Annotated in this window: 16 protein-coding genes; 5 read left to right on the top strand and 11 right to left on the bottom strand. The window is 58.7% G+C overall.

What is annotated here, in order from left to right:
- Positions 1-677 precede the first annotated feature (677 nt).
- The 5 genes from NKJ04_RS27170 to NKJ04_RS27150 form a co-directional block, all read right to left on the bottom strand.
- Entirely contained in the window at positions 678-1,370 is a 693-nt protein-coding gene (locus NKJ04_RS27170; protein WP_352678253.1) for a hypothetical protein, read from the bottom strand.
- A 32-nt stretch (positions 1,371-1,402) separates the two neighbouring features.
- The gene (locus tag NKJ04_RS27165) at positions 1,403-2,584 is read right to left on the bottom strand and encodes a gluzincin family metallopeptidase (RefSeq protein WP_023812758.1); all 1,182 of its coding nucleotides are present in this window, start codon (positions 2,582-2,584) and stop codon (positions 1,403-1,405) included.
- 80 nt (positions 2,585-2,664) lie between these two features.
- Positions 2,665-3,387 carry a TfuA-like protein gene (locus NKJ04_RS27160; protein WP_352678250.1) on the bottom strand — a complete coding sequence of 241 codons (723 nt, stop codon included), beginning with the start codon at positions 3,385-3,387 and terminating at the stop codon, positions 2,665-2,667.
- A gap of 4 nt (positions 3,388-3,391) precedes the next feature.
- Positions 3,392-4,546, bottom strand: a complete 1,155-nt coding sequence (locus NKJ04_RS27155) for a YcaO-like family protein (protein WP_352678247.1) — start codon at positions 4,544-4,546, stop codon at positions 3,392-3,394.
- Between the two features lie 22 nt (positions 4,547-4,568).
- Positions 4,569-7,730 carry an AAA family ATPase gene (locus tag NKJ04_RS27150; RefSeq protein WP_352678245.1) on the bottom strand — a complete coding sequence of 1,054 codons (3,162 nt, stop codon included), beginning with the start codon at positions 7,728-7,730 and terminating at the stop codon, positions 4,569-4,571.
- 338 nt (positions 7,731-8,068) lie between these two features.
- Between NKJ04_RS27150 and NKJ04_RS27145 the strand changes: the two genes are divergently transcribed.
- The gene (locus NKJ04_RS27145; RefSeq protein WP_352678243.1) at positions 8,069-8,749 is read left to right on the top strand and encodes an EF-hand domain-containing protein; all 681 of its coding nucleotides are present in this window, start codon (positions 8,069-8,071) and stop codon (positions 8,747-8,749) included.
- Between the two features lie 82 nt (positions 8,750-8,831).
- On the opposite strand, the gene NKJ04_RS27140 is transcribed toward NKJ04_RS27145, so the two are convergent.
- The 3 genes from NKJ04_RS27140 to NKJ04_RS27130 all read right to left on the bottom strand — a co-directional run bounded on the left by NKJ04_RS27140 (position 8,832) and on the right by NKJ04_RS27130 (position 12,726).
- Entirely contained in the window at positions 8,832-10,598 is a 1,767-nt protein-coding gene (locus tag NKJ04_RS27140) for an adenylate/guanylate cyclase domain-containing protein (protein WP_031213570.1), read from the bottom strand.
- A 464-nt stretch (positions 10,599-11,062) separates the two neighbouring features.
- Positions 11,063-12,097, bottom strand: a complete 1,035-nt coding sequence (locus tag NKJ04_RS27135; protein ID WP_128302962.1) for a hypothetical protein — start codon at positions 12,095-12,097, stop codon at positions 11,063-11,065.
- A 236-nt stretch (positions 12,098-12,333) separates the two neighbouring features.
- Positions 12,334-12,726 (bottom strand): hypothetical protein, encoded by a 393-nt coding sequence (locus tag NKJ04_RS27130; protein WP_128302961.1) that lies wholly within the window; start codon positions 12,724-12,726, stop codon positions 12,334-12,336.
- A 355-nt stretch (positions 12,727-13,081) separates the two neighbouring features.
- On the opposite strand from NKJ04_RS27130, the gene NKJ04_RS27125 reads away from it, so the two are divergent.
- Positions 13,082-13,597, top strand: a complete 516-nt coding sequence (locus tag NKJ04_RS27125; protein ID WP_352678240.1) for an alpha/beta fold hydrolase — start codon at positions 13,082-13,084, stop codon at positions 13,595-13,597.
- Positions 13,598-13,885: 288 nt separating this feature from the next.
- Here the strand turns inward: NKJ04_RS27125 and NKJ04_RS27120 are convergent, their stop codons facing one another.
- Both NKJ04_RS27120 and NKJ04_RS27115 read right to left on the bottom strand, forming a co-directional pair.
- Positions 13,886-16,462 carry a PAS domain-containing sensor histidine kinase gene (locus NKJ04_RS27120; RefSeq protein WP_352678237.1) on the bottom strand — a complete coding sequence of 859 codons (2,577 nt, stop codon included), beginning with the start codon at positions 16,460-16,462 and terminating at the stop codon, positions 13,886-13,888.
- Positions 16,463-17,196: 734 nt separating this feature from the next.
- Entirely contained in the window at positions 17,197-17,832 is a 636-nt protein-coding gene (locus NKJ04_RS27115) for a response regulator transcription factor (protein ID WP_023812743.1), read from the bottom strand.
- A 216-nt stretch (positions 17,833-18,048) separates the two neighbouring features.
- Between NKJ04_RS27115 and NKJ04_RS27110 the strand changes: the two genes are divergently transcribed.
- A complete protein-coding gene (locus NKJ04_RS27110) occupies positions 18,049-18,453 on the top strand; it encodes a response regulator transcription factor (protein WP_031213567.1) in 405 nt (134 codons plus the stop codon).
- Here the strand turns inward: NKJ04_RS27110 and NKJ04_RS27105 are convergent.
- The gene (locus tag NKJ04_RS27105; RefSeq protein ID WP_352678234.1) at positions 18,448-24,345 is read right to left on the bottom strand and encodes an AAA family ATPase; all 5,898 of its coding nucleotides are present in this window, start codon (positions 24,343-24,345) and stop codon (positions 18,448-18,450) included. The genes NKJ04_RS27110 and NKJ04_RS27105 overlap by 6 nt on opposite strands.
- A gap of 374 nt (positions 24,346-24,719) precedes the next feature.
- Between NKJ04_RS27105 and NKJ04_RS27100 the strand changes: the two genes are divergently transcribed.
- The gene (locus NKJ04_RS27100) at positions 24,720-25,583 is read left to right on the top strand and encodes an enoyl-CoA hydratase/isomerase family protein (protein WP_050592736.1); all 864 of its coding nucleotides are present in this window, start codon (positions 24,720-24,722) and stop codon (positions 25,581-25,583) included.
- 45 nt (positions 25,584-25,628) lie between these two features.
- Positions 25,629-25,754, top strand: coding sequence for a hypothetical protein (locus NKJ04_RS27095; RefSeq protein WP_023812740.1), 126 nt, complete (start codon positions 25,629-25,631; stop codon positions 25,752-25,754).
- Positions 25,755-26,538: the final 784 nt, after the last annotated feature.

Here is a 26,538-nt window from a genome sequence, read left to right as displayed (position 1 = left end):
TCGTCGAAACAATCGAGGCAGCCGAATGCAAGAACTACTTCGAAAACGCCGGATACGCTTCCGTCAAAACGTGAAAGGCTCTAGGTGTCTGTTTCTCCCGATACCCCACAGATTTCCCCACAGAAAAGCGGAAAGAACCGGGCGCATGCACCTCAGCAGCGTTTAGTCACCGACAGTTGTCGGATGACTGCTATGGGGCCGCTTCCTGCCTGTCCGGTTTCAGGCGGTAGCACTCGCAAAGCTGACACACTCGTTGACTGGTGCGACTGCTAAAATGCCGTTTGCCGGACACGCCTGCGGTGACAACGACAAACATTGGTTGCGCTCGGATACCGCTACTTCCCCCCGGGAACTTGGGCCTGCGTACAACCGTGAAAATATCAAAAATCACCGCTGTTGATTTCCTCGACGATCTTGGAGGTAGGGCCAAGGTGGGGAACTCCCGTGGCCAGTTATGTGGCCGGGCCGATGCGCCGGAAGCCCGCCCCCTGGATCGAGGACAGATCCGAGACGAAGACACGGAAGGCCGGTATCCAACCCGCGGATGAGAGTCTGATCAACCGTCGTCTCTGAGTTCAACGCCCAGCCCTGTGCAGCTTCAGCCGATCCGACTGCATGGCAAACCTGCCAAGCAGGCGAGCCTTCTTGCCTTCAACCTTGACAGGGAACATGAGAGACTAGTCGTTCAGCTTTCCGCTGCGGTGGCCCATCGTCATCTTGGAAGCGTACATTGTTGGTGAGCGCTTCCCCGGCATGTTGGCGTCAAGAACGAGCTGTTCAATGAAGCCTTGGTTCATCTCCAACTCCACGCATTCGTCGAGCTTATCGACGAGCCAAACCGCGTAGCCTTCAGGTTCCTTGGCGTCAAAATCCGAATCGTCGGCCGGAATCTTGGGCTCCGGAAACGCCGGGATGATCATTATCTTGGGCTTTGGCAAATCGTAGGTATGTCCCTCGTAGGCATAACCGACAATTATCCCGCACGATGTTTTCTGCTCTGGAGATGATCCGAGCATGAAGGTACTGCCTACTGTTGAAAGAACCGCAGTGCCAAAATTCTTCAGGTCTATCTTGAAATGAAAGGAGACTCTGATTGGTATCTTTGGGAATGGAAGATTTCCATTTATTATATCTTGGCGGCCTTTGTTGCTGTCATATTTCTCCAACACTTCAAGTGCGTTGACACGTTGCTCATCGGTGATGGGTTCCCCGGGCGCGGTTTCGACATACATGCCCGTGTCCCCAAAGGGTGCTGGCGCACCGGGCACGCTGAGTCCAATTTCCGCCCCCAAGCCATAGAGCCTGACCTGTGTTGCGTTGTAAGCGCCTGATGGAAACGTTAGTGTCGGTCGGTGATAGTCGTCGCTCATTTTCCTCGCTCCTTTTTGCTGCATCCTTCAGTTCACAAGATCTCCCGCCAGCTAAAGTTCTCATCGAATTTTTCCGCGAGCATCGGCGCAACGCGATCGCTGGCATCCACCACCAACCCCGCGGCCTTTTCGAACGACAGGTCATCCGCATCGAGGCGTGGCCATGCCTGAGCAAGTGCGAGAGCCACCTCGTCCCTTGCTCTGATCAGCATGCTCTTGAACATGAAGGGCCGAGCGCGAAAGGCGCGGGACGTGAAATCCGAGATGCGCTGCATGTCGGATTGGTCGACATCCTTGATATCTATCCCCAGCAGCCGCTCGTCGGCCAACCCCTCGTGCACCAGTGCCGCGTGGTAGACGTCGACGATCGTGTCGAACACAGCCCCCGTGAATGGCCGTGACCTGTCATGGATTTCCGCCGTGACCTCCGACATGCGGCGTGCGTTGCTGGCGAGGCGGATCTGCCGATCGCCGGTCAGTTCGGCAATCCGGTTCAATTCATTGAGAACAAGCAGGTTGCCATCGCAGTGCCGCAACAGCCGGTCCATGCCGCTGTCGAAATTCAGGAAGGACAAGAGCGAGACCAGATCCGAGCTGGCCTCGTGGAACGGTCCGAAATCGCCTTGAGTCAGGCCGCCGGCTGGTGTCCCGAACAGCGAAAACAAGATTGCGTGGCCGACCTCATGTGCGATCACATCGAAGTTGAGCGCATAGGGATAGTTGCCTCCGTCGATGCCGCGCTCTCGGCCGAGCTCCAGATAGCCATAGCCTGATTGCGCATTCTCCCAGTCGACGAAGGGGATGATTTCGAGCCGCTCGTAAGTCTCGGCAAAATACCAGACGATCGGTTTGCCGAGGTAGCTTTCCCAGATGTCCAGCACGCGGCTGACCGAGGCGAAAGCGTGCGCAGAAAGGAACTGCCGCGAGGTCAGGGAAAGCTGATCGAAATGGCCGTCAAACCCAGCCTCTGCAGGCGGAAAGATTTCGCCGACAAACGGTGGCAGATAAGGGTAGTCGTAAGGCTCCTTGTCGAGGAGCGGATCGCGAACGTAGATGCGGTGATCTTCTGGGCCGGAGCGGATCAGATCGGGTGGAGTAGAAATCCATACTGTTTCGGGCGTTCCGTAACCCGAAAGGTGAGGGACCTGCGGGTAGACCAGGAACCGCGTTCCCAGCAACAGATCTTGCGCAACGACACGATTGACCGCGTCCAATTGCTTGGCCCCCTTTGACGCTACCACGCTATCACGGCACTTACGTTACGTAAATCGTCGGCCGCCAAGAGACTCAGGGCCTATAGCGTCAGCCCCGCATCATCCATATCCTTGGAGAAGGCCGAGGTTAGCTGTAATTCCGGCATGGGGTGTGCTTTTTCAAATGCTTGCTCCCGCAAAAGTTCGAGTGCCCGCAGGGCATCTTGCTTTTTTTGCTGGACGAAAGCCGCGCCGAGCTCCCTGCACAATTTCTCGACGTCGCCCTTGCCGTCGTGCGCATCCCGAACCATCCGTGCCAGGGTGCGCTCGCGAAAGTTGACGGCCTTTGCCGCACCCTCGAGCCTCGCCTGCTGTTCGGGTGAAATCACGCCGCGCCGGCAAGCAGCGCGAAGGGTTCGGCGCAGGTCAATCAGCGCATGCGTCAATTGAGCGAAATTCACTTCGGCCGGTCCATGCAATACCGCTACTGCGTCGTCGGGTGCAAAGGCGAAGCGGCGATACCATCGGTAGATAAGCCCGACGCCTTGCATATGGGGGAACAGCTCGGCTGCTCGAAGGGCACCCATGCTGGCCGCGCCGACGACGTGAATGCGGCGGCTGAGGGCCCACAGGATTTCCTTGTGCCGAACCGCCGGCTCGGTCTGAAAACCGCCATCTATGAGAAGGATCGCACTCGGGTCGAAATGCTGCACGGCCGAAACGATCGAGCCTTGCACGGCCGGGGGAAGGCATACCGCATCGACGACGTTCAATGCGTCGGAATGGGACACGGTAGGGCCGGTGAAGACGAGTTTCGGGCGCATAATCCTACCCCTGCAAGAGCGGCTGCAAGGCAGGGATGACAATCCTGACAACCGACAGTGCGTCGAGCGGTTTCGTTCCCAGCCGGATTAGGTGAACCGCATCGAACCCTCTCTCTTCGAGAATTGCCAAGAGGACCGACAGCCCATCCGACGCCGTGTTGAACTTCTGCTCGGCGAGCGCGCGGAAATCCACGCTGCGCGGGCCATCGCGGAGGAGCCGGCGATGCGCTGCAATCATCTGCCGATCGGGGTATTTCGGATAGGACGCGCGCGTCAGGTCATCGCGCGCGCCCGAGATCGCCGCCAGACGGGCCTGGGCCGCTTCGTAGATGGCGTGCGCCGCCGCGCCGGCAGGACTGAAACCGGCGGCCGAGCCATCAGCCGGGTGATCCAAAAGAACCGTTTCCGTCGGTTCGTCTTCCAGCAGATGGCACCACACCACCGGTATGCCCAACGGCGACAAAGCTTGCCAGAGGCCGACCAGCACGTTCTTGGCCGCCAAAGTTTCCAGGATATCGCGGAGCGACGGATCATCGATCGTCTCGGGATCGATGCGTTGACGGTGGAAAAACCCGTGAGTCCGATATGCCGTGGCGATCGCGTCGCGTTCGATGCATTCAAGCATGCCATGAACGATGGCATCCGGCTCCTCGAAGCCTGCAGCCAAACCGCTCGTCGATGCCGCGAAAATGCCGTCATGGGGCAGCGACGGAAACACATAGGCGGTGTGCACGAGCTCGAACGGGACTAGGTCGCGGCTGCCGGTAAGAAGATTGTCTGCGGCTACCCACGCCGTCTCCCTGCCACGCCATCCGGGCGCCGTGCCCCCCTGGAGATGCCGTTCGAAACGATCTGGCGGGATGCCCAAGTGATCGGCGCAGCCGACGACTGGTTTGAAATTCGCTACCTGCTCTGCAAAGAAGCTCTCGGCCGATTCCAGCATGGCCGATATCGCGGCTTGCGCTAGGGTGGCGCCCTTGCCTTGCGCGACCGCGTTGGAGAGCGAGAAAGGTCTTGTCACCTGCACGACCGGGATGCCGAGCTGGTCGAGCCCCGTAATGTCGGCGATCCGCGTGATGCCCAGGCCTTCGCGCATCTTCATCAGGCTCGCCAGCCCCTCGTCGGGCGGCGGACCAAGGCGTTTGTATCGCTCCAGCATCGCGGTTGCTCTTGCAGGGCGGCTAGTGGCGAACGGCCGATTCGGGATTGACGATCAGCGCGGCGCCCGGCTCGAGAGCGGATTTCGCACGTTCGACCCGATCGCGATAGCGCGACGACAGTTCAGGCGACAGGCCTGATGATTGAAGGGTCTCGTATGTACTGACGAGGAAAGGCACGGCGCTTTGCTCCGCGGCTATGGCGATGCTCTTTTCGAGGGCAGCGATTACGTCCGCCTCCGCATCGCCCTGGAGAAGAAGTAGCTCCGCCCTTCGCCTGTAGAGCTCTGCCAGCCAGAAGCGGCTGCCGCCGGCCTCGGCCTGCGCCACAGCCGAGCCCAGCAGTGCGAGCGCCTCATCGACCTCGGCAGTTCGTGTCAAAAGCTCTGCCAGCATGCCGCAATAGACCGGTTCGTCCTCAGGCGTCTGGAACTCGCCATGGAGGCCAAGGCCTTGCCGCATTTTTGCCCTGCCGCTCTCGACCTGGCCGGCGTTGCCGTCGCACCAGCCTTCGAAGATTTGCGCTGCGGCGGCGAGAGCGGGCATATAATGGCGCTCCGTCAAGTGGCGCAGATCCGCTATCACGCTTCGCAGCATCGAAAAATCGCGGCGATAGCAATGCAGCATCGCCTCGTTGAGATAGGCATGCGCGATGCTGCCGGCATGTCCGGTTTGCTGAGCCCATCTCCTAGCTTCCGACATCGAATGGATCGCGCTTGCCGGCTTTCCGACGAACCAAAGCGACAAGGCGCGGTGGGCGAGCCCGCAGACCCTCGCGTCATGCCCGCCGAACAACGCAGCATTGGCTTTGCCCTGGCCGTGCTCATAGAGCGACAGTCCGGCGTCGACGGCCGCGATGCAGCGGTCGTGGCGGCCAAGATTGAAGTCGATTGCCCACACGCAATGCCTGGCCTGGAGTTGCACTTCAGCATCTTCGACATCCCTGAGATCGCTGAGCACGACTTCCGCGCGCTCGCCGTCCACGACAGTATCCGTGAACCACCAGCCCCAGTAGATCGGGAACCACTTGGCCCGCTCGGCCACCGGCCGACGCCGGGCGATCACCACGCCGTCCTCGTACAATTTGCGGGCGGGCGCCGAGTTCGGACCTTCGACACCGGTCAGGATGGGACCGAGCACGATCATTGCCGATAGCCGCAGCGCGTCTCGCATGTCGGCTGCCGCAACGCGCTCGCAGAGCGCCAAAGCATGCTCGAGTATCTGCCTCGCTTCCGCCATTGCCGAGCGGGACGAGCTTTCCGTGCCTGCGATCACGAACTGAGCGATCGCGTCCTCCAGAAGGCCTGCGCGCTCGGCGTGCTCGGCAACCTCGGCGGTGCCCAGCCACCCGGCCAGGTTTCGGTTGCGGCTCACCGCGGCAAACAGGCGGCGATGCAAGGTCTGCCGTCTCTTGCGCAGCGTTGCGTTGTAGATCGTCTCCTGGATAAGCGCATGGCGCACGCCATAGACCGGAACGCCGGAAGGCCGCACGCGCATCAGGAACCCGGCCTCGCTCAGCGAATCCAGCGCGTTTGCGATGATTTCGTCATCGAGCTCCGGCAACAGGGCGCGCAGCAATTCCTGATTGAAACGATTGCCCGCGACGGCTGCGGCGCGCGCGACTTCGCGGGCCGGCCCCAGCGTTTCGAGCCTGGCCTCGATCACGCTTTCGAACACCGAGGTATGACTGCGCATTGCGGTCTGCGCCAGCCGATCCGTTGCCGACGCCGCGTTCTCCGTCATCCACTGGCAGATCTCTTCGATGAACAGCGGGACGCCGCCGGTCACGCGTTCCACCATGTCGAGCAATTCCGGGGAAGTTGAGGGCTTGCCTTGCGGCCACATGGCCGCGATCGCCAGCCGGGTTTGCTCGCTGTTGAGCGGCTTTAGCGAGATATGCCTTGGATTCGATGCTGCCAGCCAGCTCCCGGATTCAGGGCGCGTGGTCGCGATGACAAGCGCCGGGAAGTGAGGGGCTGACTGTGCAAGCTCAGCCAACAATTGTCTCGACGTTAGGTCGATCCAATGGATGTCCTCGACCACCAGGACGATCGGTCCGCTGGCGCACAGGGCTTCGAGCGAGTGGCGAACCGCCCAATTGGCTTTCGCGCGCATTGCCTCAGCGTCGATTTCCCTGAGCATCGGATCGGCTCCCGGAGCGCCGAGCAGGAACGAGAAGATGTCGATGATTTCGGGATCGTGGACGTCATGATCGCGGAATACTTCCGCCACTGCGGCAGCGCTCAGCTGTCCTTCGTTGCCGGCGAGATGGCCGCGTACGTTCTGCAGCAGCGGATGCAGCGCCGAGCGCAACCCGCCGGGCGTGCACTGGAAGAGCAGCAGTTTCGTGCGCTGTTGGCGCGTGCGCCGGCGCACTTCGTGAAGAATGCGCGACTTGCCGATCCCCGCCTCGCCCTCGATCACCACCACGCCGCCCTTTCCTGCAACGGCACTAGCCCATGTTTCGGCGATGCTGGCGAGCTCGGCCTCGCGATCTACGAGCGGACTGCTCAGCTGCCCGAATGCGAAGAAGCGGTCGACCTCGCGCTTGTGACTGAGCGCGCGCCAGACCAGCTCCGGCTCGGCAAATCCCTTGATCGCATGGGGGCCCCTGAAGCTGAACACATGCGACCGTCGCGCCAGGTTGCGCGTCGCGTCCGAGACCAACACCGTATCTGGTTGCGCGATGGCCTGGAGCCGTGCGGCCATCGCGAAGGCAGGGCCGGTGACATTATCCTGACCGGTGTCGGCGTCACCCTTGTGGATCAGCGTCATCGATGTCGCGATTCCGACCCGGACATGCAAATCGGCGCGGCCTTTGTCCGAACCGACGCGCCTGCAGGCGTCGATGATTTCGAGCCCGGCCCGGATCGCCAGCGATGCTGCGTCCTTGGCGTCTATTTCGGCACGAAACAAAGCAACGCCGCCATCGCCGACCTCGACCTGGACGGCTCCCGAACACGACGCGACCGCCTGTCTCGCGGCCCGCTGGAAGGCTGATATCAGTTCCTCGAACTCTTCGATGTCCAGGATGGCAAGAAGGTCGGTCGATCCGACCAGGTCGTAGCAGAGCGCGGTCAGGATCCGGCGCTCGTACCGGGCTTCGGACGCATTGTTGCCGTTGCCACCCAGAAAACCTGTTGCCATCGAGGCCGCCGGCAACGCGACCGGACCCTTTTCCGACATGCTGCGATTTCCTCGTCGAGCGCAGTGACGGCAATATTAGCACGATGCTGTTCACAAAACACTTGATCGGTGGTCAGGCAGGAAAAAGCCGATGCTGAGATCATTATGGAGATATGCTCATGGGGCCGCTTTTGGTGGGCGGCTGGGATGACGCGATGACCAAGATAGGTGCAAAGCTGTCCGGCAATTTTGGGCGGGAAGCGGAATGGCAGCGCTCAGGCCCGCAAGAAATAGGCGGGCTTCCCTTCTGTGCCTCAGCAAGGAGGGCTGTATTTCCTGGCGAAGGCCGTGATCGAGGCCCGGACGGGGACATGCCCCGTTAAATTCGCCGTGACCTGATGCCCTTCGGGGAACAATCAGATCGAGTTCCAGTTTGGCCGTCCAAGCAGACACGACCGATGGAGCATGCCATGAGATTTCCACACAGCACGACGGCCGCGGCCGCCGCTTTCATAGCCTTGGCCTCCCCGGCTCTCGCCCAGACGAGCGGAACACCAGCACCCTCGACACCTGCACCCGCTCCGGCGACCGAACCGCCGGGCGCCGGGCAGTTGCCGGATGTGACCGGACAAGCGGATGGAAAAATACGCGAAATGATCCGCCAGATGGTTGAGCAAGCGGTTCGGGATAGGATGCAGCAGGATCGCGATTCTGAAGAACGTTTCCGAGAGGAAGATAGCCGAGCCTACCAAGGCGATCGCAACGAGGATGCTGGCCGCCACGACGAAGCTAGCCGTCATGGCGACCGCAGGCGGAATCATGGTGACTGGGGCCGAGGACATAGAATGGCTGGACACCGGGACCATCAAATGATGCGCGGCGCCGGCATGCGGCTGACGTTCGGGCTGTTGGACACGGATGGCGACGGATCGCTGTCCGAGGACGAGGTTCATCGCGCGGTTGGCAGGATATTCAGCAGCGTCGACGAGAATGGTGATGGCAAGATCGATCTGGACGAAATCCAGTCCTTCATCCATGGCTCCAGCATAAATGGCACTAATAGCGAAGACACGCCGTAGGTCGCGCGAAGGGGACGTCTCTTGGCTGTTAGGCGCCCGGCGGCCCTAACCAGCACCCCTTTCCAGTCTTGCTGCCAACGCGCTATTCCCGCAACCCCACCAGACGCCAGCCATCAACTAACGGCTGCGCATCACTCGGGCTCTTGAAGGGTGAGTTCGCCACCAAATCACCGACCTTCCAATTTGGATTGCCCGCCAGAAATAGGCGGGCTTCCTGCTGTGCCTCAGGAACGCGACCGGCAAGGGCAAGCGCGGGAACCAGGTGCTCCCTCGAACCCGTCCCGTACGTTTCCTCTCGGCTCAAGGACGCAACTGCTTCTTCGTAGTGACCGGCGGAAATCTGCGCCATGCCCATGATCCAGAAATACCAACCGGGTGGACGAGGATTTATACGGAGCGCTGCGCCACAAGCTATCAGCGCCGCTTGCGGATCGCCTAAGTAGATTTGCAGCTCACCCATCCACGCAACCGCATCTGCATTGTTGGGATTAAGCTGAACGGCAGCATCGAATTGGGATTTTGCTTCATCCCAGTTGCGCTCATAAAGCTGAACGCAGCCTAGGATTCTGCGAGCGTGGGAATCGTCGGGATCGATTTTCACGGCCCGTTTCGCGTGCATCAGAGCCTTTGCGCGGCTGGGTTCCTGTGGCTCACCCCAGATAATCCAGCCAAATAGCAGTGAGATGGCAAGATTGCTGTGCCCCTCGCAGTAGTTTGGATCGATCTGAACGGCACGCTCCAGGTCAGCACACGCCTCACGATTGTCTGAACTGGAATTGTTGCACTTGCCTCGCGACCTAACACAAAGATCATAGGCTTCGAGATTTGACGGTCGGGAACGGGCAACAAGTTTCTTTTCACCAAGCTTGCCAGAAATCGCTTCAACAACGCGTCGCGTGACTTCGTCCTGAACGTCGAATATGTCGGCGATTTCGCGGTCGAAGCGCTCGGCCCACACGTGATCGCCGCCTTCTGCCGCATTGATAAGCTGAACATTGACGCGCAACCGGTGGTTGGATCGGCGGGCGCTGCCCTCGAGAACATATTTGACGCCCAGATCGCGAGCGATCTGACGGACGTCGGTGGGCTTGCCTTTATAGGCAAAGGTGGAGTTGCGGGCGATCACGAAGAAGCCGGACACATTCGACAGATCGGTGATGATGTCCTCCGTCAGCCCGTCGGTGAAAAATTCCTGTTCGGAATCGCCACTCATGTTGATGAAGGGCAGCACAGCAATTGAAGGCTTGTCGGGCGGTGCGAGCGGCTGCGAAAGCTTCTCTAGAACAAGAGGCGCAGTTGGTGCCGCAGGCTTTGCCTTAGTTGGGACGCCGACCTGCAGCGAATAAACCCGGATCGGATAGGCAATGTTCTTGAGTTGCACCTCACCGCGATCGTTGATCGCGATATCGAGCCTTGACTTAACCTGCCAATAGGCTTGTTCGGAAAGACAGATATTGCCAGGTTCGCAGATTCCTTCCAGGCGCGCGGCGATATTGACCCCATCGCCCATAAGGTCGCCATCGCGTTCTTGCACGACGTCGCCCAGGTGAATGCCGATCCGGAACTCGATGCGGCGGTCATCCGGCACCCCGGCATTGCGCTCAACCATGGCATTCTGCACTTCGATCGCGCAGCGCACTGCTTCTACAACGCTGCTGAACTCGATGAGGCTCCCGTCGCCAGTGCGCTTGACGACGCGACCACGATGAATGGAGATGGTGGGGTCGATGAGGTCGCTACGCAGCGCGCGCAGCCGTGCCAAGATGCGGTCTTCATCCGCGCCGGCTAGCCGACTGTAGCCGACTACATCCGAGACCAGGATCGCTGCTATTTTGCGGGTCTCACTCATGTCGTGCTCCCTCCGTCCACTCTGGCACTACTGCCGAGCCAAAGGAAGATAGCTCCGAGCCATTGTTCGGATGGTCCGCGTAGGACCGACCCCAGTCGTTCGAGATGGATGTCGGGCGCACAACTTGCCTGTGGCCTGCAAATGTGTGATGTCCGCTTTGGTGGATGGACGGCGTCGTGGGAATGACACATTGAGGCGCATTGCTGACCGGCAGCCTTGGGGCCGAAAGCGAACAGACGGCTTCTGGCTGCAATCTTTAGGAGCGAACATTACGGTCGGCGTGAGCATTGTCGCCGGATACCTCATCTGAGAAAGCCCACCTACCTACCTACCGCAACGGGCCGATCAGGCAGCGAAACGATCCAGACTAAGAATGACCCGCCGATCCGTATGGTTTTCCAAAGAAAAGGCTCCCAGCCTTTGGATCCTATTCACTTCGTGATGAACCGAGCGTCGCCGAGTCATCAGAGTCGGTCGAATAAGCCTCCCGAACCGGCTGCGCTGCCAACCATATCTCCATACTGGCCGAGGAGTGCATCCAATGCGTTGCCATCAAGCGGCGGCGCTAGGGTATTTTCATTATATTCTAGGACCCGCAGAACGCGGGTGTCCTTCAATTTGCCCATTTCTGAACGGAAAGCCCACTGCACCTTTATGGTATCGAAGATGTGCGGATTCAGCTTTTGATTTGTGACAAGGTGCCAGAACTGCTCGTCTTCGATCCTGAAAAGCCGCTCATGGCCTGAACTGTCTCTGCCCTTCCATTGTCGCTGCTTGTCGCCGCGCTCCCAATTGGGCGACGTCACTTTGACGGTATCAATTGCAACATGCCATGGCCGGTCATCGAGATCCTTTTCCTTCGGCGGAAGCGCCACATGCAACCGCCCGAAGTCACCGCGCCTGATTGGAAATTCATCGGCATCAGTGAACCCAACTCCCTGTATTTTAGTATCTGCAGCACATGCTTCATAGAATTTGTTGCGAGCCTCATACCCTTCTCGGAATTGCGTCGGACGAATACCGATCTTGTTGAGTTCTGAAACGTCTTTTTGCAAGAATGATTTTGTACTCTCGCTTAGGATTAGTGCGCCCGTACGGCATTCTATTCGGGCGTCAGTGGCGGAAGGCGGTACTTTCATCTCGTCGGCGAGCAACTCGCCTACATAACCACCAGCGAGTTCCGACCAATAGACTGGTTCATGCCCGGTGAGCCCCTTGATGAATGCCGCTCCAATGTCGCTTTCGACAGCACCCCATGATATTGTCGCAGCGGTTGCAGCAGCTATTGCCAATCTGGTTTTGAATGTTCCGATTTCTGGCGGTAGTACTAGAACTTGATATTCAAGCCTTCCTTCAAACAGGTACTCATTGAGACCTGCTATAATCAGCTCTGTCTGTGCGGCAGTCTCAATGAAGGTTTTCAGTTCAAGGTGGTGTTCGGGTACGTCGAAGTGGATCGGGATGATTTCTATGGCACCCGCCCCGGTAAGCTCTGCCACGATATTCGCCCCTTTGCTGCACCCATGTCTAATATTTCCCCATTCACATGAGTACAGCGCAAACTAGTAATTGTGAAGCTAGCTCAACCAGCATGGCCACCCGCGGTGTCGGGTTCCGGGTACAAGGGGCGTGCATTTTCCCAAGGCATACCCACTTGGAAGAAGTGAGAAGGCTGTTAAGACAACGCGGTAGGAGAACTGCGCCGTGGACCCCACAAAGTCAGAGCCCCAAACTTTCACGACGGTTTGAACCGTCTCGCCAGCCTGCTTCGGGACGAAGATGAGCGTGGGCTTGTTCTGACCACGGCAGCATTTGCCTTATCCGCGCCTATCTGGTCGACGTAAAAGCCTCCGGCGAGATGCTCGAGGGCAGCGCTGGCGATCAGGGTCACAACGGCCATGAACCAGAAGCCGGAGACGATGTAGACAGTGGCTGTTGCGCCAATGCATTCGCTTTCAGCAATGAGGCAGCTCTGCTGAACGCCCTCATGAAGAATACCCGGCCACCACGAAAACAACGGCATCAAATGGAATGGCGAGCCAAAGGGGAAACCGAACCGCAAGCCAATAGCGGAGGCAACGATCACGACTATTGGTGCAACGAAGGTGAGAAGTAGTGGGTCTACCATCCTCCATCCCTATAGAAGCGGATGTCCTCTTTCCACACCCATCTCAGTCATACCGCATTTATGAGTTCACGGCCTAGTACGGCGAATTTCGCAGACCTTCAAACTTCGGCACACACCCTTGAGGAAGAAACGGCTCAATTCCCTGCGAAGAGGAGCGCTGCGATGCTTGATTGAGAGTGGTCCATCGGGTGTTCCCAATCACCCCTCGCCCTTTAAGCCCCGGCGATCCGATCGCACTACAACCCTGTCGCGCTGACCCTCTTGAGCTAGCTCCTGAATGACTGGAGGGCTCGTCTCCGCGTGGCTTCGACTCCGGAAACGAAAGAGCAGCAGTGTCTGACCGGCGACGAGGATTGTGCCGCCGGCCAGCCCCTGGACCATACGGCAGACGCTGATCCAGGTGAGATCCACCGACAATGTCATTGCGGCAGATGCCAGCAGAAGGGTGACGATCCCAGCGCGCAGGCATGCTGTCGGCTTGACCGCCGCAACGAAAAAGCGGAGCGATAATAAAGGCCGTCAGCTTCGCCGCGGTGAAGACGATGCCGACGCGCGGCTGATTGGCGCCGCCCAGCGTCCTGTGAATCGAGCCGCCCTGTCCGACCGAACGGTTCGGGCGGCGTGGAAAACGATCCCGTCCTGGTCAATTTACGGCGCCGCAGACCGCAACATTCCGCCCCCTGCTATGGCTTTCATGGCCACCCGCGCCCATGCTCGGGAGGTCGTGGTCGTCCCGGACGCTTCGCACCTAGTAATGGTCTCCCACCCCCATGAGGTGGCCGCGCTGATCCAGGATGCGGCGAGCGCCATAGGGATATGTGATTTTCCGCGGGATGAGGACCTGCTCTTCATCCAGGGCGTCTTAAAGTAGGACGTCCCCTTTGAATGTTGGTCGCATTTGAATAGCCTCGACCGACCGGGTACTTATGCTGCATGTTGCCACGCTCGGCATGACGAACCGGATTCGCGAGCGAATTTGTGCGCCGGCGTCAAGCGATCACGAGGACTTTGTGTCGACTGCAAAGATGATGCCGCGGCTTTCAAGCCTTCACGGGGCATTGCAGGAGGGCTTGAGCTTCGCATCGCACGTCAATTGATGGTACGACGATAGCCCGATCGGATGCCTGCCGCTCCATGGCTCTGCATGAGGGAGAGTATTTCAGCCACAATCTGGTATCGAGAACGAGAATGTCGCCCCGGGACCGTCATTGGCTTGCGCCCAAAGCCGACCGTTGTGCCTCTCGACGATCGATCGGCTGACGGACAGTCCGATTCCCATGCCTTCGCTCTTCGTAGTATAGAACGCCTCAAAAAGCCGTTCCGTGCCCTCCGTCCCGAACCCAATGCCAGCATCGCGTACAGAAAAGCGAACTTGGCCATCTGCATCGCGGCTTGTGCAGACGGATAGCAGCCGCGGACGATCGTCGATGACGCTCATAGCGTCCGAGGCGTTGCGCAGAAGGTTCATGATCACCTGCTGCAGTTGCACGCGATCGCCGGCGACCGGCGGTAAGTCGTCAGCCAGTTCGGCACGGAGCATCACGCGGTTGCGCTGCAAATCGCTCGACGACAGTGCAATGACTTCTCGCGCGGCCTCGTTGAGATCGACGGGCTCATTGGTCACCTCGCGCTTGCTAAAGAGCGCACGTAATCGCGCGATCACATCCGTGGCACGATTACTGTCACGTATCGCACGTCGCGCTGTCTCTCGGGCGACTTCGATATTGGGTGGATCGCTTGCGAGCATGCGAAGGCAGGTGCTGGCATTGGTGAGTATTCCCGCGAGCGGCTGGTTGACCTCGTGAGCTATCGAGGCTGTCAATGCGCCAAGGCTCATTACGCGAGTGACCTGGGCAAGCTCCGATCGCAGCTTCTCCACCGCTTCCTCAGAGCGCCGGCGTTGCGTAATGTCGAGCACTGCCCCGATATACTCGACCTGATCTTCATCATCGCGAGCACGGTGGGCTATCAAACGTAGGTACTTGATGGAGCCGTCAGGCAGCACGATTCGAGGCTGGTATTCGAAATCGCTCTCACCGCGCTTGGCCCGCGCCACCATATCCTGCAACTGCGGCTCATCTTCAGGATGGATCCGGCTGGCAATCCGATCGAGCGTTACCCTAGTCCCCTGCTCGAACTCGAAGATCCGGTAGAGTTGTTCGGACCAGACGATGTCGCCACTCGCCACACGCCAGGAAAGGTTCCCCATTCGAGCCAGATCCTGTCCTTCTGCCAGAAATGCCTCGCTGCGCCGCAACCTTTCTTCCATCTGCTTTCGCTCGGTTATGTCGCGTGTGATTCCCAGTTGCGCGACTGATCGGTCTCCGTTGCGCAAGGGAGCCGCGTGGGTCTCCACGTGACGGCGAACGCCAAGCGCATTAATCAGGTCGAACTCGATGAAGGCTTTTTGCCCGGCGCAGATACTGTCGTGGAATGCCCTATACTTTTCGCGGTGCTCGGGAGCGACAAAGTCAAAGAAGTTCTGGCCGACCAGCACGTCGGCCGACGAAACGCCAGCCATGACCGCGCCGGCGGAATTTACACGCAGCACGGTGCCCTCGCGTGCAATCACCTTCACGGATTCGGGCGTCGTTTCGACGATTGCGCGGAAGCTTTCCTCACTGTGCTTCCGGTCTTCAATGTCAGTATTGACACCATACCATTTGACAATGTTCCCACTGTCGTCGTGCAACGGACTTACGCGGAAGATGAACCATCGATACTCGCCATCAAAGCGACGAAGCCGCGCTTCGGCCTCGCCCGGCAATCCCGAGGCGAGCAAAGACTTCCAGATTGCGGTAAGCCCAGCCAGGTCGTCAGGGTGGACAGCTGACGACCAACCCCAGCCTTGGGCTTTTTCTGCCGACACTCCAATGTAGTCGAGATAATGCTTACTCAAAAACTCGGCCGCACCGTCCGGTCGCGCCGACCATGCCAGGGCCGGGATAGTATCGATGGTCAGCCGCAGATTGCGCTCGCTTGCGGCCAGCGCGTCTTCGGCCCGCTTCCTTTGATCGATGTCCATGAGCAAATCGAGCCAACGTAGGATGTTACCTGGCTGGTCCGGCAAAGGCATGCCGAGGACGTTGTTCCAGCGGTACACCCCGTCGGCTCGGCGAAGCCGGCTCTCCATGTTGTATGCGCTCCTTGACCGGTGCGCCTCCAATTGGACAGCAATCGATTGTTCGAGATCATCTGGATGGACGACTTCGGAGGCTTTCCGTTCCTTCAGGTCGTTCAATGTCTTGCCAAAAAATTCCAGAGCAGGTCGATTGACGCCCTCGACTTCGCCTGTGGCCGTCGTCACCTCCGTGGGTACAGAGATGCTGTCGATACTCAACTGCAGGTCGAGCTCGCCTCGCCGCAGCTTTTGCTCTGCGCGCCGAACATCCTCGACGTCGGTCGCTACCCCCAACCATTTGACGACTCGTCCGGCCTTGTCCTGCAACGGGTTGAACTGCATAAGAAACCTGCGATACCTCCCGTCCAAGCGCCGCAAGCGCGCTTCCATCTCACCTGGCTTCCCGGATTTCAGGATCACTTGCCACTCTTCACGCAGTTGTGGCAGATCACTCGGCTCGGCCGCAGCCTGCCATTCCCAGCCACCGCTTTGGCCCATTCGAAAGCCCGTGTACTCCCACCAGAGTCGATTGATGAAATCTACAGATCCGTCCAGCAATGTTGTCCACGCCATGACCGGAAGCGCATTCAATATCTCGCTCTGATCAATCTCCATTGCTGCAGTCCTCTTGAAACTGCCACGAGACTCCGCAAGCCGTTCTTGCGTTTGCCTTCTATCGCGCCAGCGCCCCACCGCGCCTGTCGCCAAGTGCTCGGCAGGCTCGATCGGATGCCTCTTTGGCTTTGTTCGTGCGACCCTCTCTGTTCGGTTGATCTCGCCGCCAGGGGTGGTGCGTGAGGGCATTCGCATCGTCGAACCGTCTTGTAGCCTAGACGTCAGTTTCGCCGGTGATCGCACCTAGTCCGATCACCATTTCCAGGCACCACGGTGCAACGGCTTTGGTTGGCTGGATTCCGAAAGTAGTTTCTTTGTGAACAGCCCAAGAAAGCATGATCAACCCCTCGGCACGATGCCAGCCGATCCGGCGATCCAGAGCCGGCTCCTTTGCCCGCAGTCTGGTGCTAGGCTGCGGTTCGAGATCATAGTGGTTCCAGGTTGTCATCTTGGTCCAGGGCGAGCGATCGTGGTTCTGGTCTATCCTGACTAAGCCGTAGTCGTTTTCGCGAGCTCTGAAGGGCTCTCATTTGGTGACTAAAATGACGATTAATCGGCCGTGCGCTATTGGCCGCTGGGACTCGATAGTTCTCTTGTAGTCGACTGGGATAAGCTATCGTTTAGGAGGAGGGCATGCGTCTCTTCCGACGCGTTCTGAATTCACCGTGCCAAAGCACCGATCACATGGGGCAAGTGTCCATGTAAAGCTGGCGTCGATGACGCCAATTGCCCGATTACTGATGCCTAGGCTCGTCCGAAACCAAGTTCAGCGCACCCGCCATTCGGCTGAGTTCGGGAAGCGACTGCGCCCTCATTTTCCGCATCAGATTTGTCCGATGTACCTTGACGGTGGATTCGGAGATCCCGAGATCGCTGGCAATCTGCTTGTTCAGGCGGCCGGCAACGACTTCGACGAAGATCTCACGCTCCCGGGAACTAAGCGAGCCGAAACGCTCGCGAAGCGCACGCAGCATCTTGTCGCGATCCTTGTGGGCCCGATCGCGAGCAAGGCCGGCCTCAACGGCATCAAGTAGATCCTGATCGCGGAAAGGCTTGGTGAGAAATTCCAGCGCACCGCCCTTCATCGCTTGCACGCTCATCGTTACGTCAGCATGCGCCGTCATAAAGATGATGGGCAGTTGTCGATTGGCTGCAATTAGCTCTCGCTGAAACTCGAGACCACTCTGCCCCGGCAGCCTCACATCCAGAACCAGGCAGGTGGGGCCGTCCGTGGGATTAGCCTTGAGAAATTCGGAAACGGACGAAAATTGCCGTGTCTCTAAGCCGACCGTCCGCAACAGGCGCGCAACCGAGTCACGAAACTCAGGATCGTCATCAATGATCAGGACACTGGGATTTGCGTCACCCATCCGGTACTTGCCTTTAAGCGGAGTGCATCTTCCGACGATATCAGCTTCATCCTACAGGCAGTCGCCGAAGTCGAACAGCACCTCTCATCTAAGCGAACGGCTGAGCGATCTAAGCCATCGCTTAGGGATCGCGGCATTGCATCACAAGGAACTGCGGTTGACACTAGCGGTGTACGCAGGCGCGAGATCGAGGAGCGCCGTCGAAGCGAGGCTAAGATGCCTGATCCCGCCATATCAAAGCCAGCGCTGATATCGATTGTTGACGACGATCAGCTATTTCGCGACTCGATGCGGAGACTGATCACACTATTGGGCTACAATGTAGAGGCCTTTCCATCAGCTGCCGATTTTTTGGCCTCTCGTGTCTTGGCTGAGACCGCTTGCCTGGTCGCCGACATTCACATGCCCGGCATGACTGGCATTGAGCTCTATCGACATCTAGTCAAGGTGAGGTGCGCCCTCCCAACCATCTTGGTGACGGCATACCCCGATGAAGCAGCGAAAAAACAGGCGATGAAAGACGGCGTGGTTTGTTACCTTGGGAAGCCGATGGACGATGGCGAGCTTGAGCACTGCCTTAGCTTGGCCTTAAGCGCCAAGCCATTCGGAGAATATTCATGAGTCGTCCCGCGGAGGTGGCAGCGTAAACTGAAATAGGGCGCCGAAAGGCTTGTTCGGCTCCGCCCATAGCTGGCCACCATGGCTTTTGATAATGGATTGGCAGATCGACAGTCCCATCCCTACTCCGCTGTCCTTGGTGGTGTAGAAGGGTTCGAACATACGCTCAAGATTTTGCGGACTAATGCCTGGCCCTGTGTCCGCGACTTTGACGAGCACCACTCCGTCGGCTTCCCCTCGTTCGATTCTGACCGTTAGCTCATTTGCTCGTTCGTTACCCGAACCCATCGCGTCCACAGCGTTGAGAACCAAGTTTACAATTACTTGTTGCAGCTGAACGCGATCCCCTTGAACAGGAATCTGTTCTTCCGGCAATCGAGCAGTGATCGCGATTTTATTTTTCGCGAATGCGCTGTGTACCATGGCAAGAGCCTCGCGGACCGCCTCGTTGAGATCGAAGGGTTCCTTACGCGGAGGCGCTTTTTTGATGTGATCGCGTACACGGCCGACGATGTCCCGAGCCCGATCGGCGTCTCTGACGACACAGCCGATTGCCTCCCTGGCTTCATCCAGATTTGGCGGATCCATCTCCAGAAAACGCATTCCCGCGCGCGCGTTGTTACGCGCCGTGGCAATGGGATGCAGGATTTCGTGAGATAGCGAAGCAGCCAGCTCTCCCATTGTGCTCACGCGATTGATGTGAGCGAAATCCGACTGCATCTGCTGCAATCGGACCAACGCTTGCGTGCGATCCTCGACATCGGTCAGCAGAACGTACCAGCGGGTAATGCGCTCCGATGCGTCGCGGACTGGAATGCCGCGGATGTCGAACCACCTGAATTCGCCATCGAACCGTCGCAAGCGCGCCTCGATCGAATAGGGAACGCCCGAGGCGATAGACTTGGTGAAAATCTCTAGAAGGCGCGACAGGTCGTCACGATGTACAATTCCGCCTAGGCCCGAGCTCCTCAGTTCATCCAAATGCCGGCCACAATAGTTGACGATTTGGCGATTTACGGCTTCGACTTCACCGTTGGGAGCCAAGATCGCAACGAGGCCGGGTATCCCATCAATTGCAGACCGTAAGTTTCGTTCACTTTCAAGGAGTGCCTCTTCGGCGCGCTTGCGTTCCGTCAGATCGAGTACGAAGGCGACGCCTCCGTTACGGCCTTCTTCAAATCGAGTGCCGCCAAGCAACACAGGCGTTCGACCACCATCCTTACGAAAAAACTCTTTCTCGAATGCTTGAAAGGTACCGTTTGCTCGGAGCTCTGCCATGGCACGTTCATCCCGTTCGCGCCACTCTGCTGGGGTCAGGTCCTTCCAACGCAACCGGCCGGACACGACATCCTTACGCTCGTAATGAAGGATACGCAGGAAAGCTTCGTTGGCTTCAACGATGGTGTCTTCGTCACTCCAAATGCAGATGCCCAGGATGTTGGCGTCAACGAGGCGCCGGATCTTTCCCTCTCGATCCGCCAGATCGCGATAAAGTCGCGTATTCTCGAGCAAAATTGCAGCTTGCGACGCAAGCATCTTCAGGACGGTGACACGGTCCGGCGTGAACACATCTCGGATCAAATTGTTTTCAAGATAGAGAACGGCGATCAGCTTACCCTGGTTGACCAACGGGAGACAGAGGATGGAATGAACATGGCCTTGAACGATGTGAACATCGCCAGAAAATGCGTTTCGGGCCGCTGCATCACCGAGGATCACGGTCTCTCCGGTTCGTATTGCGTAGCGAATTAGCGTCTCTGGCATCTGGGCCGTGCTGGGCGCCCGCTGTTCTGGTACTCGCACGACGACGACCTCGCCACGCGCGGTCGCTTCTGCGTCTATCCGCAATTCTCCACTCTCGGGAGAAATCAGAAGCCCCCGCTCGGCGCCTGCGTGCTCGATAGCCGATCGCATGAGCCTGTCGATTAGCGTTTCCAGTACCATCTCGCCCGATAGCGCTTGCGAGACTCGGATGATCGTCGCGAGATCGAGATGCTCGACCGGCGTCGTGATCGTGGAGGTCGGACCGGCGATCGGGTGCTCAGGCCTGAGCCCAGGAAGCAGCCGATCGAGTTGCCTCACCTTTCCATCGGCTCCCCAGCGGAGATAGCAGTCACGGGCGTTTCGAAAATACGCGTTCGCAATCGTCTCGAAGCCGCGGGCAGCCCAGAATCGCGCGGCCAACTCGTTAGCCAGCCCTTCATTATGTAAGAAGCCTTGCTCGCGAGCCAGGCGAATTGCCCGTTCGTAAAGCTGCATTGCATCATTTTCTCGTCCTTCAAGCCTGGCCAGTTCAGCGCCGAGGAGTGCTGCGCGATTGGCGAAATTCTCGGGCCCGCTCTCGGCCCAATGAGCGATCCGGTCGTGATGAGAGCGCAATTCCTGCAGAGCATGATGCCGGCCCTCGGGAATAGCGGCTTCGCAATGTCCAGCCCAGGCGAGCGCTGTATAGAAATGGTATTCAGGCAGCTCTTGCTGGGACGGTAGCGTCCAAAGAAGCGACTCCGATTTCGATGCGGCCTCCACCGCTCCAACATAGTCGTCGGCGTGGACCTTGGCCTGCAGTTTTCGAATCCAATATCGCGAGGCGGCGATAGCCAGGCGAGCATCGCCTTCAAGACGCTGCTCGAAAGATCTTTCGCGGAATTCATCGTCCTCGAACGAATTCAGATCATTTGTTTGTCCTCGGAGCGCCCGGATCAACCTGATTTGCGCTACGATGACGTCGCCGATCTGCCCGAAGCCCACGCTTTGCACAAAAGCGAGAGCGCTGTTGGCCTCGTCCTCGACCTCCTCAAGTGGGTGTCCCGTTGCCAAAAGATTTGTAACCAGGTCGACCCGAGCGAAGGACGCAATGGTCAGGTCGCCGACAGCCCGAGCGGACTCGAAGGCGCGTTGGAACAGTTCCTGACAGGTAGCCAGGGGCTGTATCCAGTGCGCGATGAAAAGTGTAAATCCATAGTGGGCGATACCCCTGCTGCGATGGAATCCGCGCTTCTCGACCAATTCCAAGGCAATTTTACCCACCCGGTATCCGGCCTGAGCTTGGTCCGGATACGGACTTGGCACGCTGCCTAAGACTGCGTACGCAAGACACGAGCCTTCGGTGTTTCCGTATTCAAGGCTGAGAGCAGCCATATGGATGATGATGAGGTGAAAAAGATTCACGTCGGTGAACTGCGCTGCTCCAATCACCGCCGTTAGTACGTTCATCGTCGCCTGCTGGTTCGGATCGCTCATCGCTGGCAGATCAAGCAGCGACTCGATCGATAACGTCTCGATCTGCCGCCACAATCGACCGCATTCCTTCCTGACATCTTCTGCTGTCGGGTTCAGCCGCCATCGAGGTTGATGCCGACGCAGATAGGCGTGACCCAAGGCGACGGCATCGTCGCTTCGATCCATTACCATGTAGAGGTTGACGCGCAGAGAGACGACAGCGCCGGCATCGACGGGGTTTTGAGCGCGCTTCGACAGCGCTGAGAGGCGCCGTTCCGCTTCCGCTAGTCGCCCAAGCAGATACTGGCACTCGCCCAATTGGAGCTCGATTTCGAAGATGAGCCTACGGTTCCGTGCCCATGCTGCTTTCCCAAGCAGGGAACGGCCGGCCGAGAGATATCTCAGCGCCGCCATTGAGGCGCCTGCCGCTTTTGCCCTTTTCCCGGCAATCAGGTTTAGTTCAGCGACTTGTTCGCGTTCCGGCTCGGTGGTGATCAGTCTCGCGGCTCGATCAAACTGGTTGACTATGTTGAAGATCGCCTCGCCTCTCTCTTCCGGTGGGATACCGGATGCGAGCAGTCGACCGATTGTCAAATGTGCGCTGGCTCGCGACCTTCTCGGGATCATCGCATAAGCGGCTTCCTGCACGCGGTCATGAGCGAACCTGTAACTGCGATCAAGGCGGTAGATCAGCTGATCGCGCAGCGCCTCCCAGAGGACGCCATGCATCTGTTCCTCGGGCATCTCCAGAATCATCGAGAGCGTCGCCACTTCGGCAAAGTTACCGAGGCAGGCGAGCTGCCGTAACGCGTTCTGCGTGTCGGGCGGTAATCGCGCCAGCTTCGGGGCGAGAAACTCCACGACATTTTCCGTATATTGCTTTGCGCTGATACTAGTAAGGTCCCAGGTCCACTGCCTCTGCTCGTGATCGAAGGTTAGGAGGCCTTCGTCGGCTAATACGTGCAGGAACTGGACCGCAAAGAAAGGATTGCCGTTCGTCTTCGCATGAACCAGTTGGGCCAGGGAGGACGCCCGCTCGACTTCGCAATGGAACGAGGCAGCAACAAGTTCCCCCAGATCCGGTACCGTCAGCGGGTTGAGCTTAATTTCCTCAATCCTGCCGAGGGGACGCATCATGTCCAACTTGCGCATGAGGGGGTGAGCCGCCGTGACTTCATTGTCGCGGTACGCACCGATGAGAAGAAGATTGTGCAGGTCGGACCGGCTCAACAGATCCTCAAGGAAGTCGAGAGTTGCGGCGTCGAGCCACTGCAAATCATCGAAGAAGAGGGCCAGGGGATGCTCAGGCCGCGCAAATACGCCAATGAACTGCCGAAGCAGCAGATGGAAACGCCGTTGCATGTCCTGAGGCGGCAGCTCAACCGCCGGAGGCTGCACTCCGATAATGAGCTTTATTTCGGGAACGAGGTCGACAATCAGTGCTGCGTTTTGGCCCAATGCTTCCCGCAACGCATCGCGCCACGGAGCAAGTTCGACTTCGCTTTTGCCGAGTAGCGGCCGGATCAGGCTTTCGAAGGCTTGTGCAAGCGTTGAGTAGGGAACGTCGAGTTTGTACTGGTCGAACTTGCCGGAGGCAAAAAGCCCCCGCGGAGGAACGAGTGCCGGCTGAAGCTCGTTGATAAGCGAGGATTTGCCGATGCCGGAATAGCCGGAAACCAGCACCAATTCGGGCTCGCCACCTTTGACAGCCCGGTCGAACGCGGCAAGCAAAGTCCCGATGTCTCTCTGCCGACCGTACAGTTTTTCCGGAATCAAAAGGCGATCCGGCGTGTCGTGTTTGCCAAGCGAAAAGTCGTCAATCCGGCGCTGCGCCCTCCATTCGTGCGCGCAGCGGCGAAGGTCGCTCTCAAGGCCGGACGCGGTTTGGTAGCGGTCTTCAGCCGTCTTCGCGAGCAACTTCATTACCAAGGCCGAAACGATGTCGGGGATATCGCCCAACCGTTCAGCAGGCGCAACGGGCCACCTAGCGAGGTGGCAGTGTACCCATTCCATTGGGTCTTCTGCCGTGAACGGCAAAGTTCCGGCGAGCATTTGATAGAAGGTAATGCCGAGAGCGTAGAGGTCACTGCGGGAGTCGATCGACCGGTTCATTCGCCCGGTCTGTTCTGGCGCCATATAGGCGAACGTACCGGCGATCGTGTCGGCAGGGTGGACTGGCTGGCGCTCCCGCGGTAACGGCGATGCGATACCGAAACCCGTCAGCCGCACTTGATCAGTCGCAGCGTTAACCAGGATATTGGCGGGTTTTATGTCTTTGTGGATCAACCCGCTGCGGTGCAGCCTCTCAACAGCCTCTGCAATTCCGATGGCCAAGCGCAGAAAGTGAGCTATTTCCATAGGCCCCGTTAACAACTGGTCGAGTGGCTCGCCCCTCTCATCGTCGAGTATCAGTGTGGTTCGACCACCTTCGCGTACGAAATCCAGAGGTCGCGCCGCCCATACCTCGTCGAGCTTATCCCGAAGCTCGTATTCATGCATGAGGCGATCGACGCTTGCGCGTGATGGGCGCCTCGCGGCAAGCTCCACCATGAGGACAGCACGGTGTTCACCATTGTCGGTCGATCGCAAGCCGCGACGGAATATGCGCTCCCCGTCCTCCCACAAAATCTGAGAGTTGTTGCGTGAATAGTCTTGGCCGATCGGTGGCGGCTCCATTCGTCAGACTCCGGGCCACACCGGATCGGCCGCGGGCGCCTTCCATTGAGTTGCCTGAGGCACGCCGATACGGCAGCTAATAAGCAACAATCTGACGCGTTTAGGGACGTTTTGCTAGCCGGGCAGCGCAGATGGTGGCTGATGCCGACATGGCCTTTGCCAACTATCGGCAGGATGGAGCGCGTTGTTGCGTTCGAGCGTGAGAAATCGGGCTGCCCGAAACAAGGCAAGACGGCACGGCGCGGCTTGGGACGGCGCAGAAGCCCGCTTGAATCACCGTCGGCCCTGCTCTGCGGGACCGACACTATGGTCTTGACGATACGTTGGTCCAATCGCGTGCCGGAAGCCAGTGCCTCATGTTGAACAGATCCAGGATGCAAACACCGAAGGAGGGTCAAGTGGACGCCAAGACAATCACCTCGCAGATTCGCCTGACACGCCGGACGCCCGCCTATTGGCGAGTTACGTTCGACAATGCTCCGCTCAATGTCATGGGTCCGCAGATGGTACAAGAATTCACACATCTGATTGACGCCATTGAGGCTGACGAAGACGTTCGAGTTGTGGTATTCGACAGTAGCGTCGACGGATACTTCCTCAACCATTCAGACTTCAAGGCACGGATCGAGGATATGCTCGCGCTGCCGCCTGGGTCTACAGGGCTGCCGCCCTGGCCGGATTTTCTTGTGCGACTGACGCGCGCGCCTGTGGCCTCGATCGCTCTAATCCGAGGTCGCGCGACGGGTAACGGGAGCGAAATCACCCTTGCCTGCGATATGGCTTTCGCTAGTAAGGAAAAGGCCATCATCTCCCAGTGGGAGGTTGGCGTGGGTATGGTCGCCGGCGGCGGGCCGATGGCCCGTCTGCCTCACCTGATCGGTCGCAATCGGGCTATGGAGGTCCTTTTGGCCTCCGAGGACATCCTCGGAGATCAGGCCGAGGCGTATGGGTACGTGAATAAGGCGCTGCCTGACGCAGATCTTGACGCGTACGTTGATGCGCTCGCCACGCGCATTTCCAGGTTCGATAAATGGGCGATCGCGCAGACCAAGCGCTTGGTCAACGCCAGCCTTCCACCAGATGTCGAGCTGGGCGCGGGCTGGGAAGCCTGCATCGCCTCGCTGAGCCGACCCGCCGCTCAGGAAGGGATCAGAACGCTTACCGCTAAGGGCTTCCAGGCGCCCGGAGATGTCGAGAATCGGCTGGCTTTTCACCTAGGCGAGTTGCCGCCGCGATAACCGCTGTCGATGGCAACGGCGTCCTCTCAAACAGAGGCTAATCCCATGGATCTGCCCAAGAAAGCGAAGTTGGTTGCCGAACGTGTGGAAGCGGAAGCGACAAAGGCCGACGTCCAGTCGCAGTATGCATCATCGACGTTCACGGCAATCTGGTACTCCAACACCGGATGAACGGCGCGCCTATCTTCGCGCTCGAGATTTCCGAGCAAAGGCGTATACTTCTGCCCTCGTGCGCCTGCGCACGGCGGACATCCTGCCGCTCGTCCAGCCAGGCCAATCGCTTCTAGGTGGCGGCTCACGGAAAATGGCCTTCGGTGGTATGATGCTGTCGTCCTTTGGGCCTTGGCCGCTCGTGGGCCATGCGGCATGCATCTACCGAGATCCTGCATAGCCGCTGCTATCGAAGAGGACGCCCACGCAGTCAGCCGCAGACGAACAACCAAAAAAGCAATGTAGGGCCGCTCCAGCACGGCCAGCACGCGACGCGGTTTCTGGCCAGAAGGTCCAGCAGTCGCATGATCGTGATCGCGCGCCACATCGCGGCAACTTCGAACACTGGTTCTGTTCCAGCACTGTCTATTTGTCTTTCATACATGCTCTCAATCGCTCAAGCGGGCGAACTCTCGTGCCTATTAGACGGCAGTTTGTCCCAAGCTGACTTCTATCGAGGGGGGTTGAGTCCACTTTGTGGGCCGCGGCACAAAGCAGCACTAAAATCAAAATGTTATAAGTGAATTTTGGTGGGCCTGGAGGACGAACAAGAAGTGCGATGCAAAATACGGCTTTGCCGGCACCTTGAGAGCGTCTTGCCGATGTCAGGATGGCATACCATCGAGGGTCCATGAAAGTCGACGGCTTGGGGATCCACCGCAGCCGGCGCGAGGAACGCAGTTGGGGTGTGGAAAAAGCGATATGACGTAACGAACGTTCGAGGCACTCTCAGGAATGTCGATCA

The organism is Mesorhizobium sp. M0618, from assembly GCF_040320765.1.
Classification (GTDB): Bacteria; Pseudomonadota; Alphaproteobacteria; order Rhizobiales; family Rhizobiaceae; genus Mesorhizobium.
The sequence above is the reverse complement of the archived record's forward strand: the minus strand, read 5'-3'. Positions and strand labels throughout refer to the sequence as shown.

What these genes read in the sequence shown, in the direction of transcription:
- NKJ04_RS27170 (WP_352678253.1), bottom strand. Translation starts at nt 1,370, where the DNA reads ATGAGCGACGACTATCACCGACCGACACTAACGTTTCCATCAGGCGCT.
- NKJ04_RS27160 (WP_352678250.1), bottom strand. Translation starts at nt 3,387, where the DNA reads ATGCGCCCGAAACTCGTCTTCACCGGCCCTACCGTGTCCCATTCCGAC.
- NKJ04_RS27155 (WP_352678247.1), bottom strand. Translation starts at nt 4,546, where the DNA reads ATGCTGGAGCGATACAAACGCCTTGGTCCGCCGCCCGACGAGGGGCTG.
- NKJ04_RS27150 (WP_352678245.1), bottom strand. Translation starts at nt 7,730, where the DNA reads ATGTCGGAAAAGGGTCCGGTCGCGTTGCCGGCGGCCTCGATGGCAACA.
- NKJ04_RS27145 (WP_352678243.1), top strand. Translation starts at nt 8,069, where the DNA reads ATGCCCTTCGGGGAACAATCAGATCGAGTTCCAGTTTGGCCGTCCAAG.
- NKJ04_RS27140 (WP_031213570.1), bottom strand. Translation starts at nt 10,598, where the DNA reads ATGAGTGAGACCCGCAAAATAGCAGCGATCCTGGTCTCGGATGTAGTC.
- NKJ04_RS27130 (WP_128302961.1), bottom strand. Translation starts at nt 12,726, where the DNA reads ATGGTAGACCCACTACTTCTCACCTTCGTTGCACCAATAGTCGTGATC.
- NKJ04_RS27120 (WP_352678237.1), bottom strand. Translation starts at nt 16,462, where the DNA reads ATGGAGATTGATCAGAGCGAGATATTGAATGCGCTTCCGGTCATGGCG.
- NKJ04_RS27115 (WP_023812743.1), bottom strand. Translation starts at nt 17,832, where the DNA reads ATGGGTGACGCAAATCCCAGTGTCCTGATCATTGATGACGATCCTGAG.
- NKJ04_RS27110 (WP_031213567.1), top strand. Translation starts at nt 18,049, where the DNA reads ATGCCTGATCCCGCCATATCAAAGCCAGCGCTGATATCGATTGTTGAC.
- NKJ04_RS27105 (WP_352678234.1), bottom strand. Translation starts at nt 24,345, where the DNA reads ATGGAGCCGCCACCGATCGGCCAAGACTATTCACGCAACAACTCTCAG.
- NKJ04_RS27100 (WP_050592736.1), top strand. Translation starts at nt 24,720, where the DNA reads ATGCAAACACCGAAGGAGGGTCAAGTGGACGCCAAGACAATCACCTCG.
- NKJ04_RS27095 (WP_023812740.1), top strand. Translation starts at nt 25,629, where the DNA reads ATGGATCTGCCCAAGAAAGCGAAGTTGGTTGCCGAACGTGTGGAAGCG.